Genomic DNA, 19,599 nt, shown 5'->3' with positions numbered 1-19,599 from the left:
CGCCCGCTGGCCGGTCGGCCGTAATGTCTCCTATTTGAACCGGCCCTGACGCTGCAGAACCTCGATCTTGTAGCCGTCGGGATCCTCGATGAAGAAGAAGCGCGCGAGCAGCGCTCCGTCGCGGTTGAACTCGACGATCTTCTTCGGGCTCAGGCCAAGCGCGCCGAGCCGGTCATGTTCGCTGTCCAGATCGGCGACCGAAACCGCGAGATGGCCGTAGCCGTCGCCGAGCGCATAAGGCTCCTGGCGGCCCTTATTGACGGTGAGCTCGACTTCGAAGCCCGCCTCGGCATTGCTCAGATAGACGAGCGTGAAGGTTTCGAAATCGAGCCGTTCAGCGACGTCCAGCCCAAAGGCTTTCCGGTAGAAGTCGATGGAACGGGCCTCGTCCAGAACCCGGATCATGGTGTGGATCGTCTTCGCCAAATGACACTCCGTCGCACCAGCACCTTATGCGCGTCGGCGTGATTATGCGCGGGTTGCGGCAAAGGTGGTGGCAGCCGATTACCACGCGCTAATCTAACGACGGGGTGGCAAACCGCCTAAGGACGAAAGTCCGATTGCTGTTTTCCGCTTTCCGGCTGAAGATAATTGGCCGCAATAGGCACTGCTCAAAGGCGCGAATCGCTGCTGATTGCGCCTAAAATCAACAAGAATGGCCAAGACCACTAAGAACAGGAGGTAACGATGTGCAGGGTTTTTGCCGGGCAGGATCCGGAGGGCTACCGGCAGATCAATCGATCGATCCGCATCGATGGGCACTCGACGAGCATCCAGCTCGAGGCGACGTTCTGGGCATTGCTCGACGAGATCGCCGACAGCCAAGGTTTAACGACGCCGAAATTCATCTCGAAGCTTTATGACGAGGCCATAGAGATCAATGGCCAGGTTCCGAACTTCGCCTCGATGTTGCGCACGACCTGTGCCCTCTATCTGCGCGGCCATCGGCCGGGCATCGAAGAACACACGGCCCCGAAGCGGCAAGCAGCTTAACTTTCGATCGCAACATCGAGTGCCAGGCGAGTCATATCGGTGAAAAGCGCCTGGCGTTCGGAATAATCGGTTTGCTCGCCGGTCACCACATTGTCGACGACAGTCAGGATCGACAGCGCCCGGGCGCCGAAATGCGCCGCGATGCGATAGAGCGCACTGGTCTCCATATCCACGGCCAGCGCGCCGTGGGCCTGCGCTTCGGCGAAGCGATCGCGCCCCTGAGGATGATAGAATATATCGCTGCAGATGGTCAGCCCAGCCTGATGTTCGATGCCGATTCCGGCAGCTCGGGCTAAGGCTCGGGAAAATAGCGCCGGATCGGGGCCGGCATCAGCACCATAGAGCCCAAAAACCTGGCCGCTCTCGGCACTTTCACCGCGCACCGACTGCGAGATCACCAGGCTGCGCAGTTTAACCGCGGCAGTTAGGGCACCACAGGTACCGGTGCGGATCAGTGTCCTCACGCCGTGGAAATCCAGCAATTCATGCGCGTAGATCAGGAATGACGAGACGCCGATGCCGGTGGACTGGATGCTCACGGGCTTGCCGCGAAACAGGCCGGTAAAACCGAGGGCTTCCCTTCGACGGTTAACGCAGCGCGGCGCCTCCAGAAAGGTTTCCGCCATCCATTCGGCACGCTGCGGGTCGCCCGGCAACAGCACTGTTGCGGCATAATCACCCTTGCCTGCCTCGTTGTGCGGCGTCACGGCATGCTCCCCCAAAACCCGCCGCCCGTTTCGCCCATAATCATGGCAGTCTCGCGCCATTTCGCAAGTGCGAGAATTAGTAAGCCCTAAGATTCCAGCACATCCTTGACGATTGTGGCCAGTTGCTTGAGCGAAAACGGCTTCGGCAGGAAACCGAAATGCGCGTCTGCCGGCAGGTTTTTAGCGAACGCATCCTCCGCGTAGCCGGAAACGAACACGAATTTGATGTCCGGCTGCCGCTTGCGCAATTCGCCAAGCAGCGTCGGCCCATCCATCTCAGGCATCACCACATCGGAAACGACAATGTCGACCTTGCCGCCGAGCGCCTCGAAGACTTCCAGCGCCTCGACGCCTGAGGACGCTTCGTGGACGGTATAGCCGCGCGACGTCAGGGCCCGCATGCCGCCCATCCGCACGGCATCTTCGTCCTCGACGAGCAGCACCGTGGCCGAACCAGACAGATCCTTGGCTGCGTCGGCGATCTTTGCCGGTGCAGCCGGCGCCTCGCCGGGTTCGCCCCCCGTTCTCGCCTCTGCAATGTAGCGCGGCAGGAAGATGCGGAACACCGATCCCTTGCCGACCTCGGATTCGCAGAAGATGAAGCCGCCTGTCTGCTTGATGATGCCATAGACCATCGACAGGCCGAGGCCAGTGCCCTTGCCGACCTCCTTGGTGGTGAAGAACGGTTCGAAAATCTTCTTGAGTACTTCGGGGGCGATGCCGCTGCCGGTGTCTTCGACTTCGACCACCACATAATCGGCCGGCGCAAGTTCGCGGTAGGGAAGGCTCTTGCTCTCCTCTATGGTCACATTCCGGGTGCGCACGGTGAGGTCGCCGCCGTTCGGCATCGCATCGCGCGCATTAACCGCCAGATTGACCACCACCTGCTCGAACTGCCCGATGTCGACCTTCACTGGCCACAGATCGCGGCCATGATCGACCTTCAGCTTTATGTCGTTGCCGACCAGACGGGCCAGCAGCATCCGCAGATCGGCTAGCACGTCGGTCAGGTTGAGCACCTCCGGCCGCAGCGTCTGCTTGCGCGAGAAGGCCAGAAGCTGCCGCACCAGCGACGCCGCCCGGTTGGCGTTCTGCTTGATGTTCATGATGTCCGGGAAGGACGGGTCCGACGGGCGATGATTGGTCAACAAAAGGTCCGACGCCATGATGATGGCGGTCAGCACATTGTTGAAGTCGTGTGCGATGCCGCCGGCAAGCTGGCCGACCGCCTGCATCTTCTGGCTTTGAGCCATCTGGCCCTCGAGCGCCTTTTGCTCGGTGGTCTCGACGGCGTAGACGATGGCCGATTCTTCGGCGCCCTCGCCGGTGCCGTCGGCGACCGCGTTGACGTAGAAGCGCATATGCCGTTCTTCATTGCCGGGCAGCAGCGTATCGATTGGTTCGATGTCAGCCTGCCTTTGTCGCGCTTTCTCGAACGCCGCGGCAAAGGCGGGCCGGTCGCGCTCATGGATCACCGAGTCCAGCCGCACGCGCCGATCGACCGCGTCCCCGTCGACGACGGAGGAAAACAGCGACAGGAAAGGCGCGTTGGTGCGCAAGATGCGCCCGCTGCTGTCGACAGCTGCTATTGCCATCGGCGTCGAATTGAAAAAGCGGGTGAAGCGGATCTCCGAGGCGCGAAGGTCGGCGGAAGCGTCCTCGCCTTGCGTCCGGTTGAGCACGATGGTGCGCGTCGGACCGTTGGCGCCCTCGCGGCTGGCCGAGACCCTATGCATGAAACGCACGGGCAGCGCCTCGCCCTTCACTGTCGTCAGATCGAGATCGATGACCGCATTGCGCGTGGTGCCGGGATCGGCCTTGACCGAGCGGACCAGCGCCATGCCGTCGCCGGCGACGATCTCCGGAAGGGTGACGGCGCCAGGCGTGAAACTCGTCAGGTCGATGCCCAGCCACTCCGCAAGCGTGGCGTTGATGTAGGTGACGCGGCCTTCCTGATCGGCCGAAAAGAAGCCGGCCGGCGCATGGTCGAGATGATCGATGGCCTCCTGCAGATCGAGGAAGAACCGCTCTTGCTCGGCCCGTTCTTCCGAGATGTCGGCGAGTTGCCAGGCGAGCAAGGGCAGCCGCTGGCCCGGGACGCTGAAGGCGCGGGCGCGGGCACGATACCAGCGCGCGCCCGGCTCGGCGCCGGGTCGAATGGATTGCGCAAGCCGAAACTCCCCGTCGCCGGGCTGGCCGTCGCGCAGGCCGGAGGCGAGCCGGTATATTGTCACTGAGGCCTCGGGAACGTCGGACAGCAAACCTTCGACCGTCTTGAGATCCGCCGCGGACGCCGCGCCCGTCATGTCGGCATAGGCCCGGTTGGCGTAGACGACACGACCCTTGGTGTCGGTGACCAGAAGACCTTGCGACATCGAATCGACGAAGGCTTTCGACAGCTCGTCACTCGTCGAGCGCGGTGTGATCTGCACGAAGCCGATGGCGGTGGCGAACAGGAAGCCGACACCGATCATCGCCAGCACACCAAGCATTCCAAGCAGGAATGGGTCGCCAAGACGTTCGCGGAAAAGGCCGAAGACGATCGCGGCGCCAGTCAGGACGACGATGAAGACGATGAGCCGGGTGACCGCACCCGGTCGCGTGTTCTGGTCGACGATCGGTACCGGATAGAAATCGCCGCGCGCGTCCTTGGCCATGTGCCCCTGCTCGTGAAATCCGGTACTTGCCCCTGCCCGGTTGAATCACATTCTCAGGGTCCGGAAAAGGCCTTGGCGGCAAATGTCCGCTAAAAATGACGCCCGTTCGGCGCCTGGGGTGGTGAATCCGAAATTCGCATTGCCCTGGGTGCTGCGGGGAGCGAATTTCGGATTCACCACATCAGCAACGTGCTGAAAATCCAGTGTGGTGGATTTGAAATTCCGGAACGCTGACGCCCTCAATTCGTAGGGACTTCAAATCCACCACATTGGTGTTTCAAGCTGTTCAAGAGGCGCGAAAGGCGACTTGCAGTGGCGTGCCGCAACAGTCTAGTGTCGCGTCTTCTTCGAAAGGCGATATTGGGGGCACCAATGCTGCAGTGGCTGGATAGTGTGGCGGGTCCGGGTTATGCCGCGGCAATCCTGTGGACGTTTGTCGCGCTGGTCCTTTTGGTCATCATTCTCCTCATCGTCAAGCTGGTCCGCAATCTGACCTTCGGAACATTCGTTGCCGGCGGCAGGAACCGCAAGACGCGGCTGGCCGTCATGGACGCCACCGCTGTCGACAGCCACCGCCGGTTGGTGCTGGTGCGCCGCGACGACATCGAGCACCTGCTGCTGATCGGGGGCCCGACAGACGTCGTCGTTGAACGCGACATCCGGCTGTCGGCGCTGCGCCGTCCCGCGCTGACCGGAGATGGCGGTGGCCATCAGCCGGCACCGCGGCCGCGCGCGCCTCAACCGGCTCCTGCGCCAATGAGGCAAGCACCGCCTCCGCAGCCGCTAAGCGCGGCCCCGACGCCTGTCCGGCCCCATCAGACTGCACCAGCGCCAGCGCCGAAGCCAGCGCAAAGCCATCAATCGGCGACCATCACGCCGCTGCCCGCCTACGCCAATGCCGTTCGACACGCGCCATCGCCGGCAAGACAGGATTCCCCGGCAAAGCAGGATTCCATTGACGATACGCTGATGAGGGAGCTCGAGGTCTCGTTTGATGTCCCGCAGCCCCCGCCGGAGAGCAAGCCGGCGGCAAAGGCGCCGTCGTCTCTCGATGACGAGATGACGAAGCTTCTAGGCGAGCTTTCCAGCCAAAAAAGATAACCGGCCAGAAACGGGGCCAGCGAACAGGCAACAAAAAAATGGCCGGAGACCGGCCATGACAAAATTCGCTATTGCTGCTTTTAGGCGATTCGCCTGTGCTTCAGTCGTCGCGGTAGACCTTCTCGCGGCGCTCGTGGCGCTCCTGCGCCTCGATCGACAAGGTCGCGATCGGACGCGCATCGAGCCGCTTCAGCGCGATGGGCTCGCCGGTTTCCTCACAATAACCGTAAGTGCCTTCATCAATGCGCTGAAGCGCGGAATCGATCTTTGAAATGAGTTTTCGCTGGCGATCGCGGGCGCGAAGTTCGATGGCGCGGTCGGTTTCCGAAGAGGCGCGATCGGCGAGATCGGGGTGGTTGGCGTTTTCCTGCTGTAGGATTTCGAGAGTTTCGCGCGCTTCGCGCAGTATGTCGTTCTTCCAAGTGACGAGCTTCAGGCGAAAGTAGGATTTCTGCCGCTCGTTCATGAACGGCTCGTCTTCGGAGGGTACGTAATCGGCGGTAACGATGTCGTTCATTCGACTCACCCAAACAGCCCCAATTTTGGCGCCTATATATTCGCGGACCGAATACTGCACAAGCGCAATCGACGACAGTTTCACGCAATTGTTAATGTCGGGCAAAATGCTATGGGCCGCATCATTCGCATGAAGGGCGCGACCGAATTCGCGTATGATTCGTTGGGTTTGAAGGGTGCCGGCCATTGTGCGCAAGGCGTTTCTCATGGCTAATCCTGCATCTCCTTTTGACGAGTTTCGGTGTTTGGCACAAGCGAGGGGCCGGTGAGCAAGCTTTATCTGTTGAGGCATGCCAAGGCCGGGTGGGCTCTGCCGGGCATGCGCGATTTCGATCGTCCCCTCGACGCATCCGGCGTCGCCGACGCCGAAACGATGGGTGCGGCCATGCGGGCCCGCAGCTACATTCCGGACTTCACCCTTTGCTCCAACGCAAAGCGAGCGCGCCAGACCCTGGAAGGTCTGGCCGGCCACATCTATACAGGCCGGGTCCTGTTCCTGGACACGCTCTACAGTGAGGACGCCGCCGGCTATCTCAACCTCATCCGCAGCAATGGCGGGCCTAGCTCGCTGCTCATCATCGGCCACAACCCGATCACGGAAGATCTCACTATCGCGCTTTCGGGCGACGGCGACGAGGCTGCGATGGGAATGCTGAATCACGGCTTTCCGACTTCCGGCCTTGCCGTCGTCCGCTTTCCGGCCAGTCTTGCCAACGCCGCGCAAGGCACCGGCTATCTCGAAGCCTTCGTGACGCCGGCCGATCTCTGACGCCATTTCAAACCTAGGCAGCAGCGTCTATATCGGATGGTACCGAAGCCCCGAGAGACCGCATTTTGGCATCATCGCTGACCACTTTCACCGACGAGGCGAAGATTGCCCTGGATACGCTGTCGGGGCGCGCTACCGGGCTTTTTTCGCCATCACTGCGACTGGGTGTCACTGGTCTTTCCCGCGCGGGCAAGACGGTGTTCATCTCAGCCTTTGTCCACAATCTGATCCATGGCGGGCGCTTGCCGCTGTTCTCGGCGCAGAAATCGGGACGCATCGCCCGTGCCTTCCTCGAAGAGCAACCGGATGACGCCGTACCGCGATTCCAGTACGAGGATCACGTAGCGGCTTTGGTCAACGATCGCCTGTGGCCAGATTCGACACGTGCCATTTCCGAGCTGAGGCTCACCATCGAATATGAATCGGCCTCCGCCTGGAGCCGCATGTTTTCATCAGGCCGATTGTCGGTCGATATCGTCGACTATCCCGGCGAATGGCTGCTGGACCTACCGTTGCTCGGTAAATCCTACGCTGATTTCTCGCGCGAAGCGTTCGAGATGGCCGTGCTGCCGGTGCGCGCCGACCTTTCGCAGGAATGGCGCTCGCTCTCCGCCGCAGTAGACCTGAATGCGGACGCCGACGAGATGACGGCGCGACGCCTCGCCGAGAGCTTCGCCGCTTACCTCAAGGCATGCAAGCTCGACGAGCGGGCGCTTTCGACCCTGCCGCCCGGCCGTTTCCTGATGCCCGGCGATCTTGAGGGCTCGCCGGCGCTGACCTTCGCGCCCTTGCCGGGCCTGAGTGAGCGGCGGGCGCGTTCCGGGTCGCTTCAGGCGATGATGGAGCGGCGCTACGAGGCCTACAAGACATACGTCGTAAAGCCGTTCTTCCGGGAGCACATCACGCGCCTCGACCGCCAGATCGTGGTGATAGACGCCCTGCAGGCCCTGAACGCAGGCCCCGGCGCGATGGCCGATCTCGAACGTGCGGTGACCGAAATCCTCGCCTGCTTCCGCCCCGGCCGCGGCAATTTCCTGACTGACTTTTTTTCAAGGCGGATCGACCGCATATTGGTGGCGGCGACGAAGGCGGACCATCTGCATCACGAAAGCCACGATCGGCTGCAGGCGATCGTGCGGCGGCTTGCCGACCGCGCCGTGGCGCGAGCAAATTTCACCGGCGCCGATGTCGACGTGGTCGCCCTGGCGGCGGTGCGCGCGACCCGCGAAGGCACGGTCAAGCAAGGCCGTGAGACGCTGCCGGTCATCATTGGCACACCGTTGAAAGGTGAAAAGATCAACGGCGAAACATTCGATGGAAGAACCGAAACAGCCATATTTCCCGGTGATTTGCCGGAGAAAATTGATGCAGTGTTCGATGTCTCTGGACCAGACCATCGGCAGAACCCGGGCTATCGGCAAAGCGATGAGGACCCGGCGATACGCTTCGTGCGCTTTCGCCCGCCAAAGCTCGAACGCACGGCTGAAGGCGTCACGCTGTCGCTGCCGCATATCAGGCTCGACCGCGCCCTGCAGTTCCTGATCGGAGATCATCTGGCATGACCGCGCCCCGCAAGCCGGCGGCATTTCGCATCGAGCCGGAAGCCCCGCCAAAAGAAAGGGCAGCCTTGCGCCAGCCCGACGCTCCATCGGCCAGAAAGCCGCGCACCGTGAAGGCTGATCTTGCCGTCGTCATTCCGGCGGAAATCGACGTTTTCGCCGAGCCGGACATCATCGCCGCCGAACCGCCGCCGGCGACCGCGCCGCGGAAGCGTTCGACGTTCGGCACCCTGTTCTTCGGCGCATTGGGCGTTCTGGTTTCGCTGGCCCTCGGCCTTTGGACCGACCAGCTGATTCGCGATCTGTTCGCGCGTGCCGAATGGCTGGGCTGGCTGGCCGCCGGCATGGCCGCGATCGCGCTGCTGGCGCTTCTGATCATCCTCGTCCGCGAATTCCTGGCGATCACCCGCCTCGCCGAGGTCGAAAAACTGCAGAAGCGGGCACTCGACGCCATTGCCCGCGACGATCCAAAGGCCGCTCGCGCCGTGGTCGACGAACTCTCGGCCTTCGTCGCGGCCAAGCCCGAAACCGCGGCCGGCAGACGCGCGCTGGCTGACCTGCGCGACGAGATCATCGACGGTGGCAATCTGGTGCGCCTTGCCGAGACCGAAATCCTCGGCCCCCTCGATGCGCGCGCCAAGGTGATGATCCTCGAAGCGGCAAAGCGCGTGTCGCTGGTGACGGCGGTCAGCCCTCGCGCTCTGGTCGACGTCGCCTATGTCGTGTTCGAAGCGGGCCGGCTGATTCGCCGCCTGTCGGAGCTTTATGGCGGCCGGCCGGGCACGCTGGGGTTCTTCCGGCTGGCGCGCAGCGTTCTCGCCCATCTGGCGGTGACCGGCTCGATTGCCGTCGGCGACAGTTTCGTTCAGCAGATCGTCGGCCATGGCCTCGCTGCTCGGCTCTCGGCCAAGCTTGGCGAGGGTGTCGTCAACGGCATGATGACGGCGCGCATCGGCATTGCTGCGATGGAGACCGCAAGGCCCCTGCCCTTCAGCGCCGCGAGACGGCCCGGCATGGGTGATTTCCTGTCCGCGCTGACATCGTTTGCAACCAAAAAGCAGAAGGAGACATCCGCTTCCGACACGTGACAACCGTCTCCAGAACCGCACGTCCTGGTGGGCGCGCAAAGGACGCTGTAGCCCTTAGATTTCGCGCGCGATCCCAGCGCAAATCGCTTCCGGTTTTCGGGGCCATGCGCTAGTGGTGACGAAGCATTAACCAATCTTGTTCATGGTCGGACGGGTTCCAATCCAGACTCTTTGTTGCCGGATGTCGTCGATGAAAAGCGTGATCTTGTCCAGTGTCCTGCCCATAGCGGTCGTGGTTTCAACAACTGCCGGCATGGCCGAAAAGACCTTTGCAGCAGAACGAGACAAGAAGTTCTTTCAATCCGTGGAAGGCGAATGGGTCGGCCCGGGGGAAATCGTCGCCGGCAAATACAAGGGCACGAAATTCACCTGCAATTTCACCGGCTCGACACCTGACGGCAAGATCGGCATGTCGCTCGACGGCGGTTGTCGGGTCGGCATGTTCACCCAGCAGATGTCGGCGACGATCCAGCACAAGGGCCGCGAGGGCTACAAGGGCAGCTTCATGGGCGGTGCCGCCGGTTCCGGCCTCGACATTATCGGCGGCAACGTGGTCAGCCCCAACAAGGTCGTCTTCACCATCAACCGCAATCAGTTGCGCGGCGTGATGCAGGCTCTTGTCCCCAACGACAATTCGATGACGGTGACGGTTGCGGTGCGCGTCGACCAGCAATTGGTGCCGGTCATCGGCATGAAGCTGAAGCGCGTCGATACGGTCGAAGTCGGCTCGATCGCGCCGAACTGAGCGCTTATCTGCGCGTCCGACAGGACGTGCGGCGCCGGCGCTATAAAAAAAGCGGCAGCCACGGCCGCCGCTTCTTTTGCAAAACTCAAATCGATTCTCAGGCCTTGATGGCGGCAGTCAGCTCGTTATAGGCCTTGCAGGCCTCGTCCGCCGTCGTAGCGCCCTGCTACTTGGCTGCGACCGCCTGAACCTTGGCGGTGAGATCGGCCGCCTTGGCCGGATCCTTGGTGATCGCCTCCTGAAGGGCTGCAGTCATGTCCTGAGCTTTCTTGGTCAGCATTTCAGTCGTGCAGTCCGGCGCGTTCGAGCAGGCCGATCCGGCAAGTGCCGCGATGCCAACGGCAACAAGCAAAAAATCTTCATGTCAGTCGTCTCCCTCAAAAAAGGCGCGGATTTGATCGTCGTCCGCCCTTCACGGCCAAAGCCGCGCCTCCTTAGCGCCCGATTGCTGCAACACGCAGCGCAGCGGGTGCATAAAGCTGTGGAGCGCGCCTGCAACACTGCTGCACCAGTTTCCGGATTCGGACTGTTCGATTTCAGCCGAAGCCCCTATCTTGGCTGCTCGATGCCGCAGCACGTGCAGCGGTCTCTAGAGAGAACGGAACGGCAGGCATGGCAGCAGAAGCAGCGGGCAGCGATCTGATCCACGTGGTGGCGCTGCTCGCCGCAGGTGTTGTCGCCGTACCGATCTTCAAGCGCGTGGGGCTTGGTTCCATCCTCGGCTATCTGGCGGCCGGCGTGGTCATCGGCCCGTTCGGCATCGGCATCTTTTCCGAATCGGAAGCGATTCTTCACGTCGCCGAGCTCGGCGTCGTCATGTTCCTGTTCATCATCGGGCTGGAGATGCAGCCGTCGCGGCTGTGGGGCCTCAGGCGAGAGATCTTTGGCCTTGGGGCATTGCAGGTCGGCGTATGCGCGCTGTTGCTGACCGGCGTCGGACTGGCGGGAGGTTTTCCGATCTCGCAATCCTTCGTCGCCGGCGCCGGCTTCGTGCTGACCTCGACAGCGATCGTCATGCAGCTTCTGGAGGAACGTGGTGAGATCGCTGCGCCCAAAGGCCAGCGCATCGTCTCCATCCTGCTGCTCGAGGACTTGGCGATCGTGCCGTTGCTGGCCCTGATCGCCTTCCTGGCGCCGGGCGGCGCCGATATGAGCTTGACGCAGCGGCTGACGGAGGTGGGCATAGGCCTTGCCGCCATCGTCGGGCTGGTGCTGGCCGGGCGTTATCTGCTCAATCCATTCTTCCGCATCCTGGCGGACGCCCGCGCCCGCGAAGTGATGACCGCAGCCGCCCTTCTGGTCGTTCTGGGATCGGCGCTTGCCATGCAGCTCAGCGGCCTGTCGATGGCGATGGGCGCTTTCCTGGCCGGCGTGCTTTTGTCGGAATCCACCTTCCGTCATCAGCTGGAGGCCGACGTCGAACCATTCCGCGGCGTGCTGCTCGGGCTGTTCTTCCTCGCTGTCGGCATGTCGCTCGACCTGCATGTGGTCGTCCAGAACTGGCGCCTTGTCGCCATCTACGTCGTCGCCTACATGGTGATAAAGGCGATCGGCATCTACCTCGTCGCCCGCATCCTCAAGACCAGTCATCGAGAAGCGCTCGAGCGTGCCGTCTGCATGGCGCAAGGCGGCGAATTCGCCTTCGTTCTCTATTCGGCCGCCGCGGTAGTCGGCATCATCGACGGCCAGGCTAACGCGACCCTGACGGCGATCGTCATCATCTCCATGGTGCTGACACCGCTGGCCATTCTGGCATTGCGGTATCTGACGCCGCGCGACGAGCAGTCGCTCGAAGGCGTCGACATCGCCGATGGCCTTACCGGCAGCGTGCTGATCATCGGCTTCGGCCGCTTCGGCCAGATCGCCAGCCAGCCGCTGCTGTTGCGCGGGATCGATGTCTCGATCATCGACAATGAGGTCGAGATGATCCAGGCGGCAGCTGATTTCGGTTTCAAGGTCTATTATGGCGACGGCACGCGGCTGGACATTCTGCGTGCCGCAGGCGCCGGCCGCGCCCGCGCCGTGTTGATCTGCGTCGACAAGCCAGATGTCGCCGTCCGCATCGCAGAGCTCATCAAGGCGGAGTTTCCCCTGCTGACCGTGCTGGCACGCGCCTTCGACCGCGGAACCGCATTGCAGCTGATACGTGCCGGCGTCGATTTCCAGATTCGCGAAACCTTCGAATCGGCGCTTGTCTTCGGCGGCTCCACACTAGAAGCGCTGGGCGTCGACCCGGCGGAAGTCGCCGAGGTAATCGAGGATGTCCGCCGCCGCGATGCTGCCCGTTTCGAGTTGCAGCTCGCCGAAGGCGTTCGCGCCGGAGCGCGCTTCCTCAAGGGCAATATCGGCACGCCCATTCCGACACCGCTCAGCCAGCCGCGCCGCACCGGTCAGGCGCTCAATGAAGAAACCGCCGGCGTTCTGCACAAATCCGAGCCTGCGGACTAAATACCTGGAGCAAACAGATGACCGAACTGGACGAACGTGCGCTCTCCGTCACCAGATTCTGGCGTGACGCCGGGAAAGATGCGTGGTTCGAGAAGAATGACGCCTTCGACGCGGAGTTCCGCAACCGGTTTCTCGACCTGCACTTCGCTGCCGCACGGCGTGAATGCGATGACTGGTCGGAGCATGCCGAAGGCTCACTGGCACTGATGATCCTGCTCGACCAGTTCCCGCGAAACTGCTTTCGCGGCACCGGCCATATGTATGCAACCGACCCGCTGGCGAGGCATTTTGCCGAAAAGGCGACCGCCGCCGGCCAGGATCTGGCGCTCGACGAAGACCTGCGCGCCTTCCTCTATTTGCCGTATGAGCATTCGGAGCATCTCGCCGACCAGCTCAAATCCATGGACCTTTTTACCGCCAAAGCCCAATCCTATCTGAAATATGCGGTGGAGCACCTGGAGATCATTCAGCGCTTCGGCCGCTTTCCGCATCGAAACAGGATGCTTGGCCGCGAGACGACGCCGGAGGAACAGGTGTTCCTCGACGGGGGCGGATTTTCCGGCTGAGCTCAGTGCATCGGAGCCAAAACTGGTTAGAGGTTTTGGTCCGATGCTTTAGGTCAGCCACCAATCCCGGCCAGACGGCAGTCGCTCGATGCCGGCGCTGTCGAGCGCGGCAAGCCGCTCCGCCACACTTCTGCCGTCGACGGTGAGGTCAGGCGCGATCTCGGCCAGCGGCGCCAGAACGAAAGCGCGCTCCAGCATGCGCGGATGCGGCACTTCCAGCCCGGATTCGTGGATAATCCGATCGCCGAACACCAAAATGTCGATGTCGATCAGCCGTGGACCCCAGCGCTCCTCGCGCACCCGCTTCAATTTGCGCTCGACGTCGAGACAGAGATCGAGCAATGCGTGTGGTGCGAGCACAGTCGAAATTTCGGCAGCCGCATTGAGAAAATCCGGCTGGTCGAGCTTGCCCCAAGGCGACGTGCGGTAAAGCGAGGAGACGACAACGACGCGCGTGTTCTCGTCAGCGTCCAGCATACGCAGCGCAGCGCCCATCGACCTTGCCGGGTCCCCGAGATTGCCGCCAAGGCTGAGGTAAACCGTGTTATTCTGGCCAGACAACGGTCACCTCGACATGATCGAGCACACCGGGCACTGGCGCATTCGGCTTGCGCACGGTGATCTCGGCCTTTTTGATCTGAGGAAACCGGGCCGTCAGCGCCCGGGCCACCTCCAGCGCTAGCGCTTCTATCAGAAAACGCCTCTCGCCGGTTATGATCTTTTCGATCACTCCGAAGGCGACACCATAGTGGACGGTATCCTCGATGGAATCATCGACCAGCGCGCGGCCGGGTTCGACGGAGAGCGCAGCGTCGACATAGAAACGCTGGCCGAGCGTCTCCTCCTCATCCAGCACGCCGTGCCGGGCGAAGAAGGCGCAGTTTTTCATGCGGATGACATACATCGCTCAGCGTCCCGCTCGATTAGAGCGACGTGCATCCACTTGGACGCAAAAACTACGCTCTAGCGCTTTCAATCTACGCATCCTGCTTTCCGAAAATCGATTTTGATTTTCGAGCCTATGCGGTCGTTTCACGGGCCAGCATAGCATCCGCAAGCGCCAGCGCATCCACATTGATTGCGACATCGTGGACGCGAAAAAGCTGCGCGCCCTTGAGTCTCAGGATAACGCTCGCCGCCGCTGTTCCGGCCCCCCTGGCCGAGGGGTCGCGGCCGGTGACGACGCCGATGAAGCGCTTTCGCGATGTACCCGCCATCAGCGGAAAGCCTAAGGCATCAAGTTCGGAAAACCGTGCCATCAGGTCGAGATTTTCCTCCGCTGTTTCTTTGGCGAAGCCAAAGCCCGGATCGAGCACGATTTGGTCGTCGGCAACGCCGCTTTGCCGGGCGATTTCCAGTGACTTCCTGAGGAAGGAAAACTGATCCTCGATAACGTCGGGCAGTTTTTGCCTGTCACGTCCGGTGTGCATGATGACCAGCCCGGCGCCGGTCTCGGCAGCGACCCGCGCGACGCCCGGTTCGCGCTGCAGGCCCCAGACATCGTTGACGATATGGGCGCCGGCGGCGACGGCAAGCCGAGCGGTGTCCTCGCGATAGGTGTCGACCGAAATCAGCGCCTTGCCAAGCCTGGCGAGCGCCTCGATGACAGGCAGCACACGGGCCTGCTCCTCCTTGACGGCTACCGGAGATGCGCCGGGGCGTGTCGATTCTCCGCCGACGTCAATGACGGAGGCCCCCTCTTCCACCATCCGGCGGGCCTGGGCCATCGCCTGTTCGGGCGCAACGAACAGTCCCCCGTCGGAAAAACTGTCCGGCGTGACATTGAGGATACCGACGATCACCGCTTTGCCGCCGAGGTCGAGATGACGCCCATGCGCCAGTTGCCATCGCCGTGTCGTCATTGTCCATCAACCATGTGTGATCCGCCAAAGATCAATTCCGTTGCGCCGGCAGCGGCCGTAGCGCATGGTGGGCAAAGAGGCAACATGATGAAACGATCACTGCTTTGCGCCCTGATGCTCGCATTTTCTGCCTTGCCGGCGGGCACCGCGAGTTTGGTAAAGACATATAGCTACTTTAGCATCGGCGGCAGGACGCTCGATGATATCGGAACCCAGCTTACGAAACTTGGGCCCCAGGTAAAAAGTACAGGGATGCGGCATCCAGGCGCCACGCAGATGGCGTTCACCACCCGCATCAGCTATGCAGAAAAATCGAATTCCTGCGCGATTGCTGACGCCAACGTCACTCTCAAAGTCAAGGTGATCCTTCCCGAGTGGCGCCGCTCGCGCAAGGCTGATGCGGGCGTAAGGCTGTTTTGGGATACATTGTCCGCCGACATCAAGCGCCATGAGGATCGCCATGTCGAGATCGCCAAGAACCATGCCCGCGACCTCGAGGATGCGCTGAAGGCGACCTATCCGCAGAAGACTTGCCAGCAGGCCAAGGCCAAGGCCGCGGAAATCGCCGCCGCTATTCTTGCCAAGCACGACCGGGCCCAGATGCAATTCGATCGCGTCGAGACAATCAATTTCGAAAGCCGCATCCTGCGGCTGCTGCGCTATCGCATGGAGCGCATCGAGAACGGCCGGCTGCCGGGTTAGCTCAGGCCAGATGGTAACGATTTAGGCATTGGCAGGGCCTTCGCCTCGACACGTCCGAGATCGCCTGCTATTGCCACGCGGCTGTTATACGAAACGCATGCCGGTCGGTAGTCCGCCGATCCTGCCTGGCGGGATTCGAAGCCCCGTTGCCCAACGAGGTCCACAGCCCAATTCAGAGGGTCCGATTTCCGGCCTGTCGCCGTCACCGGCGCTTAGACGGACGGCCTCGGCTCTTCCTCTGGAAGCAGTGTCGCCGCAGGCGGACGGAGTGGATCGATGGACAAATCTGTCAGCGAAGCGGCCACGGCGCCGGTAAAGGCGTCGCCGCTGACGGAAAGCGAAAAGAACGCCATCATCGGCGGTGTCCTGCTGTCGATGCTGCTGGCGGCGCTCGACCAGACTATCGTCGCGCCGGCAATGCCGACCATCGCGCGTTTGCTCGGTCATGCCGAATATCTGCCGTGGATCGTGACCGGCTACCTTCTGACCGCGACCGCCACGGCGCCGCTCTACGGCAAGATCTCCGACGTCTACGGCCGCCGGCCGACCGTCTATGCGGCAATCCTCATCTTTCTCGCCGGATCGCTTGTCAGCGCCATGGCGCTCAACATGCTCGTCCTGGTCGTTGGACGGGCGATCCAGGGCGCCGGCGGTGGCGGCCTGTTCGCCCTGACCCAAATCGTGATCGGCGACCTCGTTCCGCCGCGCGAACGCGCACGTTACGCGGCCTGGATCGCAGGCACATGGGCGGTTGCCAGCATCGCCGGGCCGCTGCTCGGCGGCTCCTTCGCCGAGCATCTGCACTGGTCGCTGATCTTCTGGATCAACATCCCGCTCGGCCTCCTGGCCATGGCGATCATCGACAAGCCGCTCAAGAAACTGCCCGTCGCCGCAAAGCATCACCGCATCGATGGCCTCGGCGCGCTGCTTCTTGTCGTGGCCACCGCGTTATTGCTTCTTGCACTGAACTGGGGCGGCAGCGCCTATCCTTGGGCGTCGCGCGAAATCCTCGGGCTGCTCGCTTGCTCGGCTGTCTTTAGCGGCGCCTTTGCGCTGCGGCTCATGCGCGCGGCCGAACCGCTGATCTCGCTCGAAGTGCTCGGCAATCCGATCGTGCTTGCCGGCACGCTTTCGATGTTCCTGCTGCAGGCCGCCAATGTCGGCCTGGCGGTCTACCTGCCCGTCTATCTGCAGTCGGTCCTTGCTCTCTCCGTCAGCAATTCGGGCATCGCGATGCTCGGGCTGTTGCTTGGCACCGTTGCAGGCGCGACATTCAGCGGCCGCATGATACCGCGCTTCGTCCATTACAAGCGGATCGCGCTCGCAGGAACGATCTTCGCCATAGCCTGCCTCGGCCTGCTCAGCCTCATCGCCGGACACGCCTCGCTGGCGGTTGTCGAGGTTCTGACGACCTGCATAGGGCTGGGTGCCGGGACGACGTTTCCGGTTGTCACCATTGCGGTCCAGAACGCCGTCGACCGCCCGCATCTTGGTGTCGCGACCGGCGTGCTGGCTTTCCTTCGCTCGCTCGGCAGCGCGCTTGGTGTCGCCATGCTCGGCGCGGTCGCCCTCGGCTATGGCCTGCCGTTGGCCGGCGAAGCCGCGCAGGCGGCCGGCCATATCGCCTCGGCGACCCCGTTCGTGATGATCTTTCTTGCCACCGCGGCGACGCTGCTTGTATCGCTTGTCACGCTCGGCCTGATGCCCGAGAAGCCGCTGCGCGGCCCTGCCGAGACCGCGGCGCCGATTCTCGTTGAGTAAAATCAAAGACCCAGGTGCGTGTTGAGATTCAGATCAGGCCCGGCATCATCTTGAATATCAACACCGCTAGCCGGCGACGCCAAGCTTCTTCTGCAGACTGGTCGACGAGGTCGTATACTGGAACACGATGCGCTCGCCGGGGCTGACGATGCGCTTGGCCGCTTGCGCCATCAGGGCGACCTCATGGAAGCCCGACAGGATCAGCTTCAGCTTGCCGGGGTACCAGTTGATGTCGCCGACGGCGAAGATGCCCGGTACCGATGTCTGGAATTTCTCGGTGTCGACCGGGATCAAGTTCTCGTGAAGATTGAGCCCCCACTCGGCGATCGGTCCTAGCTTCATGGTCAGGCCGAAGAACGGCAGCATCCGCGTGCACGGCACCTCGATATCGCCGCTGGGGCCTTTGATGGTCGCGGAGGAAAGCTGGCCGTCGGCGCCAGACAATCCCGCCACCTGCCCTACCTGGAAATCCAGTTCCTTCATCTCCTGCATGGCGTACATCTTGTTGACGCTGTCGGGCGCCGCGCGAAACTCCGGCCGCCGGTGGACTAACGTCACGCTCTTGGCCACCGGCTGCAGGTTCAGCGTCCAGTCGAGCGCCGAATCGCCGCCGCCGACGATAATGAGGTCGTGGCCGCGAAATTCCTCCATCCGGCGAACCGAGTAGAAGACGCTCTTGCCCTCATAAATCTCGATGTGCGGGATCGGCGGCCGCTTCGGCTGGAATGAGCCGCCGCCGGCGGCGATAACCACAACCTTTGCTTCAAAAACCTCGTTCTCGTCAGTGAGGACGCGAAAGCTGCCGTCCTCGAGCTTTTCGAGGCTCGAGACCATGCGGTTGAAGGTGAAGTCGGGCTTAAACGGCGCGATCTGCTCAAGGAGCCTGTCGACCAGGCCCTGCGCCGAAATCGATGGCCAGCCGGGAATGTCGTAGATCGGCTTTTCCGGATAGAGTTCGGCGCATTGCCCGCCAGGGCGATCGAGTATGTCGATGAGATGGCATTTCATGTCGAAGAGGCCGAGCTCGAACACGGCGAACAGGCCGACCGGCCCTGCCCCGACAATCAATACGTCCGTCCTGGTGATATCGGTCATGAATGCGCCTTCAATCCGCACGACCGCGAAAATCGAAATCGATTTTCGCTGGAGATCATGCGCCAAATCACGGTGCTATAGCGTCCTTTGCGTGTCCAAGAGGATGCGCGGCGCTATAGAGAACGGCGAGACACTGCATGACCATTGGCCCGCTGCCAAGCCGGGACCCGAAAAATCGGCTACAACGCTTCAGCCTTCACGCTTCAGCCCTGGCGGGCGGGCACGCGCACAACCAGGCCGTCGAGAGCGTCGCGCACCTTGATCTGACAGGAGAGCCGTGAGTTCGGCTGGACATCGTAGGCGAAGTCCAGCATGTCCTCTTCCATCGCTTCCGGCTCACCGACTTCCGCCGTCCATGCCTCGTCGACATAGACGTGGCAGGTCGCGCAGGCGCAGGCGCCACCGCACTCGGCCTCGATCCCCGGCACGGCGTTGCGGATCGCGTTCTCCATGACGGTCGAGCCGTTTTCGGCATCCACGTCAAAATGTGTGCCGTCATGGGCGATGAAGGTCAGCTTGGTCATTTGTCACCTGAAGGGAGTTCCAGCCGAGATAATCACTCCAGCAGACAAGTCAACTGCCGCGCGAAAGCGGCGCTCTATGCCGTTTTTTTCGGAAATCGGTTTAACGGCTGATGGCGGCGACGAAATCGCGGACTTCTTCGATCAGGGCGCCAAGCCGCTTGAGGGTATTGGTATCCTCAGGTTGAAGTTCGATCGCGCTGGCGCAATCGGCAATAGCGAAGGCGCCGACGCCGCGCGCCGAACCTTTCAGCCCGTGCGCAAGAAGCAGTCTTTGCCCCACATCGGCGTCGACGATCCTGTCGCGAACGGACAGCGCCTGCTGCACGAACAGCGCCAGCACCTCCTGTTCGAGGTTGCGGTCGCCCATCGTCTGACGCGCCAGATGCGCCAAGTCCACCGGCCGCGACCCGGCCGTTCCCGATACGTCGCCGCCGGGCATCGAGAAGGCAATGCCGTTTTCGCCACGCATGATTCTGCAACTCCGTTCATCCAGCCGCAAAAAATAG

The 19,599-nt window shown here is 62.2% G+C and carries 21 protein-coding genes; 10 read left to right on the top strand and 11 right to left on the bottom strand.

The annotated features are described in order from the left end of the window. Nucleotides 1-30: 30 nt before the first annotated feature. The gene (locus ACWTU8_RS07925) at nt 31-426 is read right to left on the bottom strand and encodes a VOC family protein (protein ID WP_029352911.1); all 396 of its coding nucleotides are present in this window, start codon (nt 424-426) and stop codon (nt 31-33) included. A gap of 261 nt (nt 427-687) precedes the next feature. On the opposite strand from ACWTU8_RS07925, the gene ACWTU8_RS07920 reads away from it, so the two are divergent. Further along, the gene (locus ACWTU8_RS07920; RefSeq protein ID WP_287339090.1) at nt 688-993 is read left to right on the top strand and encodes a ribbon-helix-helix domain-containing protein; all 306 of its coding nucleotides are present in this window, start codon (nt 688-690) and stop codon (nt 991-993) included. Here the strand turns inward: ACWTU8_RS07920 and ACWTU8_RS07915 are convergent. Both ACWTU8_RS07915 and cckA read right to left on the bottom strand, forming a co-directional pair. Beyond that, entirely contained in the window at nt 990-1,700 is a 711-nt protein-coding gene (locus tag ACWTU8_RS07915; RefSeq protein WP_455840395.1) for a purine-nucleoside phosphorylase, read from the bottom strand. The two genes, ACWTU8_RS07920 and ACWTU8_RS07915, sit on opposite strands and share 4 nt — an antisense overlap. 86 nt (nt 1,701-1,786) lie before the next feature. Continuing rightward, nucleotides 1,787-4,357, bottom strand: a complete 2,571-nt coding sequence (gene cckA / locus ACWTU8_RS07910) for a cell cycle histidine kinase CckA (RefSeq protein WP_455847683.1) — start codon at nt 4,355-4,357, stop codon at nt 1,787-1,789. A 372-nt stretch (nt 4,358-4,729) separates the two neighbouring features. Here cckA and ACWTU8_RS07905 point away from each other — a divergent pair, with 372 nt between their 5' ends. Next, complete coding sequence (locus ACWTU8_RS07905) at nt 4,730-5,458, top strand: hypothetical protein (protein ID WP_455847682.1); 729 nt, start codon at nt 4,730-4,732, stop codon at nt 5,456-5,458. 100 nt (nt 5,459-5,558) lie between these two features. Here the strand turns inward: ACWTU8_RS07905 and dksA are convergent, their stop codons facing one another. Then, a complete protein-coding gene (dksA, locus tag ACWTU8_RS07900) occupies nt 5,559-5,975 on the bottom strand; it encodes an RNA polymerase-binding protein DksA (protein WP_006202025.1) in 417 nt (138 codons plus the stop codon). 264 nt (nt 5,976-6,239) lie between these two features. Between dksA and ACWTU8_RS07895 the strand changes: the two genes are divergently transcribed. The 4 genes from ACWTU8_RS07895 (at nt 6,240) to ACWTU8_RS07880 (ending at nt 10,135) form a co-directional block, all read left to right on the top strand. Beyond that, nucleotides 6,240-6,743 carry a SixA phosphatase family protein gene (locus ACWTU8_RS07895; protein ID WP_455847681.1) on the top strand — a complete coding sequence of 168 codons (504 nt, stop codon included), beginning with the start codon at nt 6,240-6,242 and terminating at the stop codon, nt 6,741-6,743. Between the two features lie 65 nt (nt 6,744-6,808). Further along, a complete protein-coding gene (locus ACWTU8_RS07890; protein ID WP_455847680.1) occupies nt 6,809-8,305 on the top strand; it encodes a YcjX family protein in 1,497 nt (498 codons plus the stop codon). Further along, nucleotides 8,302-9,390, top strand: a complete 1,089-nt coding sequence (locus ACWTU8_RS07885) for a YcjF family protein (protein ID WP_029352925.1) — start codon at nt 8,302-8,304, stop codon at nt 9,388-9,390. Before ACWTU8_RS07890 ends, ACWTU8_RS07885 begins: the two co-directional genes overlap by 4 nt. A 190-nt stretch (nt 9,391-9,580) precedes the next feature. Beyond that, nucleotides 9,581-10,135 (top strand): hypothetical protein, encoded by a 555-nt coding sequence (locus ACWTU8_RS07880; RefSeq protein WP_455847679.1) that lies wholly within the window; start codon nt 9,581-9,583, stop codon nt 10,133-10,135. 166 nt (nt 10,136-10,301) lie between these two features. On the opposite strand, the gene ACWTU8_RS07875 is transcribed toward ACWTU8_RS07880, so the two are convergent. Further along, a complete protein-coding gene (locus tag ACWTU8_RS07875; protein ID WP_455847678.1) occupies nt 10,302-10,487 on the bottom strand; it encodes a hypothetical protein in 186 nt (61 codons plus the stop codon). 260 nt (nt 10,488-10,747) lie between these two features. On the opposite strand from ACWTU8_RS07875, the gene ACWTU8_RS07870 reads away from it, so the two are divergent. Next, nucleotides 10,748-12,583, top strand: a complete 1,836-nt coding sequence (locus ACWTU8_RS07870; protein ID WP_455847677.1) for a monovalent cation:proton antiporter-2 (CPA2) family protein — start codon at nt 10,748-10,750, stop codon at nt 12,581-12,583. Between the two features lie 17 nt (nt 12,584-12,600). Further along, on the top strand, nt 12,601-13,149 hold the full coding sequence (locus ACWTU8_RS07865; protein WP_455840388.1) for a DUF924 family protein: 549 nt from the start codon (nt 12,601-12,603) through the stop codon (nt 13,147-13,149). 48 nt (nt 13,150-13,197) lie between these two features. On the opposite strand, the gene folK is transcribed toward ACWTU8_RS07865, so the two are convergent. From folK to folP, 3 genes are all read right to left on the bottom strand, one after another. After that, nucleotides 13,198-13,710 (bottom strand): 2-amino-4-hydroxy-6-hydroxymethyldihydropteridine diphosphokinase, encoded by a 513-nt coding sequence (gene folK, locus ACWTU8_RS07860; protein ID WP_455847676.1) that lies wholly within the window; start codon nt 13,708-13,710, stop codon nt 13,198-13,200. Next, nucleotides 13,694-14,053 (bottom strand): dihydroneopterin aldolase, encoded by a 360-nt coding sequence (gene folB, locus ACWTU8_RS07855; RefSeq protein WP_029352935.1) that lies wholly within the window; start codon nt 14,051-14,053, stop codon nt 13,694-13,696. The genes folK and folB overlap by 17 nt, the downstream gene beginning before the upstream one ends. Before the next feature lie 115 nt (nt 14,054-14,168). Continuing rightward, nucleotides 14,169-15,011, bottom strand: a complete 843-nt coding sequence (gene folP, locus ACWTU8_RS07850; RefSeq protein WP_455847675.1) for a dihydropteroate synthase — start codon at nt 15,009-15,011, stop codon at nt 14,169-14,171. 84 nt (nt 15,012-15,095) lie between these two features. Here folP and ACWTU8_RS07845 point away from each other — a divergent pair, with 84 nt between their 5' ends. Together ACWTU8_RS07845 and ACWTU8_RS07840 are read left to right on the top strand one after the other, a co-directional pair. After that, complete coding sequence (locus ACWTU8_RS07845) at nt 15,096-15,713, top strand: DUF922 domain-containing Zn-dependent protease (protein WP_029352939.1); 618 nt, start codon at nt 15,096-15,098, stop codon at nt 15,711-15,713. 276 nt (nt 15,714-15,989) lie between these two features. Next, nucleotides 15,990-17,474 (top strand): MDR family MFS transporter, encoded by a 1,485-nt coding sequence (locus ACWTU8_RS07840; RefSeq protein WP_455847674.1) that lies wholly within the window; start codon nt 15,990-15,992, stop codon nt 17,472-17,474. 66 nt (nt 17,475-17,540) lie between these two features. On the opposite strand, the gene ACWTU8_RS07835 is transcribed toward ACWTU8_RS07840, so the two are convergent. The 3 genes from ACWTU8_RS07835 to ACWTU8_RS07825 all read right to left on the bottom strand — a co-directional run bounded on the left by ACWTU8_RS07835 (nt 17,541) and on the right by ACWTU8_RS07825 (nt 19,562). Further along, nucleotides 17,541-18,569 carry an NAD(P)/FAD-dependent oxidoreductase gene (locus ACWTU8_RS07835; protein ID WP_095520558.1) on the bottom strand — a complete coding sequence of 343 codons (1,029 nt, stop codon included), beginning with the start codon at nt 18,567-18,569 and terminating at the stop codon, nt 17,541-17,543. A gap of 203 nt (nt 18,570-18,772) precedes the next feature. Next, nucleotides 18,773-19,093, bottom strand: coding sequence for a 2Fe-2S iron-sulfur cluster-binding protein (locus tag ACWTU8_RS07830; RefSeq protein ID WP_006334837.1), 321 nt, complete (start codon nt 19,091-19,093; stop codon nt 18,773-18,775). 100 nt (nt 19,094-19,193) lie between these two features. Beyond that, nucleotides 19,194-19,562 carry an Hpt domain-containing protein gene (locus tag ACWTU8_RS07825; RefSeq protein ID WP_095520463.1) on the bottom strand — a complete coding sequence of 123 codons (369 nt, stop codon included), beginning with the start codon at nt 19,560-19,562 and terminating at the stop codon, nt 19,194-19,196. Nucleotides 19,563-19,599: the final 37 nt, after the last annotated feature.

The sequence above is a fragment of the Mesorhizobium sp. BHbdii genome (assembly GCF_053848045.1).
The sequence above is the reverse complement of the archived record's forward strand: the minus strand, read 5'-3'. Positions and strand labels throughout refer to the sequence as shown.

Bases quoted from the DNA above. Each gene is read 5' to 3' on its own strand.
- ACWTU8_RS07920 (WP_287339090.1), top strand. From the start codon at position 688: ATGTGCAGGGTTTTTGCCGGGCAGGATCCGGAGGGCTACCGGCAGATC.
- cckA (WP_455847683.1), bottom strand. From the start codon at position 4,357: ATGGCCAAGGACGCGCGCGGCGATTTCTATCCGGTACCGATCGTCGAC.
- ACWTU8_RS07905 (WP_455847682.1), top strand. From the start codon at position 4,730: ATGCTGCAGTGGCTGGATAGTGTGGCGGGTCCGGGTTATGCCGCGGCA.
- dksA (WP_006202025.1), bottom strand. From the start codon at position 5,975: ATGAACGACATCGTTACCGCCGATTACGTACCCTCCGAAGACGAGCCG.
- ACWTU8_RS07885 (WP_029352925.1), top strand. From the start codon at position 8,302: ATGACCGCGCCCCGCAAGCCGGCGGCATTTCGCATCGAGCCGGAAGCC.
- ACWTU8_RS07880 (WP_455847679.1), top strand. From the start codon at position 9,581: ATGAAAAGCGTGATCTTGTCCAGTGTCCTGCCCATAGCGGTCGTGGTT.
- ACWTU8_RS07870 (WP_455847677.1), top strand. From the start codon at position 10,748: ATGGCAGCAGAAGCAGCGGGCAGCGATCTGATCCACGTGGTGGCGCTG.
- ACWTU8_RS07865 (WP_455840388.1), top strand. From the start codon at position 12,601: ATGACCGAACTGGACGAACGTGCGCTCTCCGTCACCAGATTCTGGCGT.
- folB (WP_029352935.1), bottom strand. From the start codon at position 14,053: ATGTATGTCATCCGCATGAAAAACTGCGCCTTCTTCGCCCGGCACGGC.
- folP (WP_455847675.1), bottom strand. From the start codon at position 15,011: ATGACGACACGGCGATGGCAACTGGCGCATGGGCGTCATCTCGACCTC.
- ACWTU8_RS07845 (WP_029352939.1), top strand. From the start codon at position 15,096: ATGATGAAACGATCACTGCTTTGCGCCCTGATGCTCGCATTTTCTGCC.
- ACWTU8_RS07840 (WP_455847674.1), top strand. From the start codon at position 15,990: ATGGACAAATCTGTCAGCGAAGCGGCCACGGCGCCGGTAAAGGCGTCG.
- ACWTU8_RS07835 (WP_095520558.1), bottom strand. From the start codon at position 18,569: ATGACCGATATCACCAGGACGGACGTATTGATTGTCGGGGCAGGGCCG.
- ACWTU8_RS07830 (WP_006334837.1), bottom strand. From the start codon at position 19,093: ATGACCAAGCTGACCTTCATCGCCCATGACGGCACACATTTTGACGTG.
- ACWTU8_RS07825 (WP_095520463.1), bottom strand. From the start codon at position 19,562: ATGCGTGGCGAAAACGGCATTGCCTTCTCGATGCCCGGCGGCGACGTA.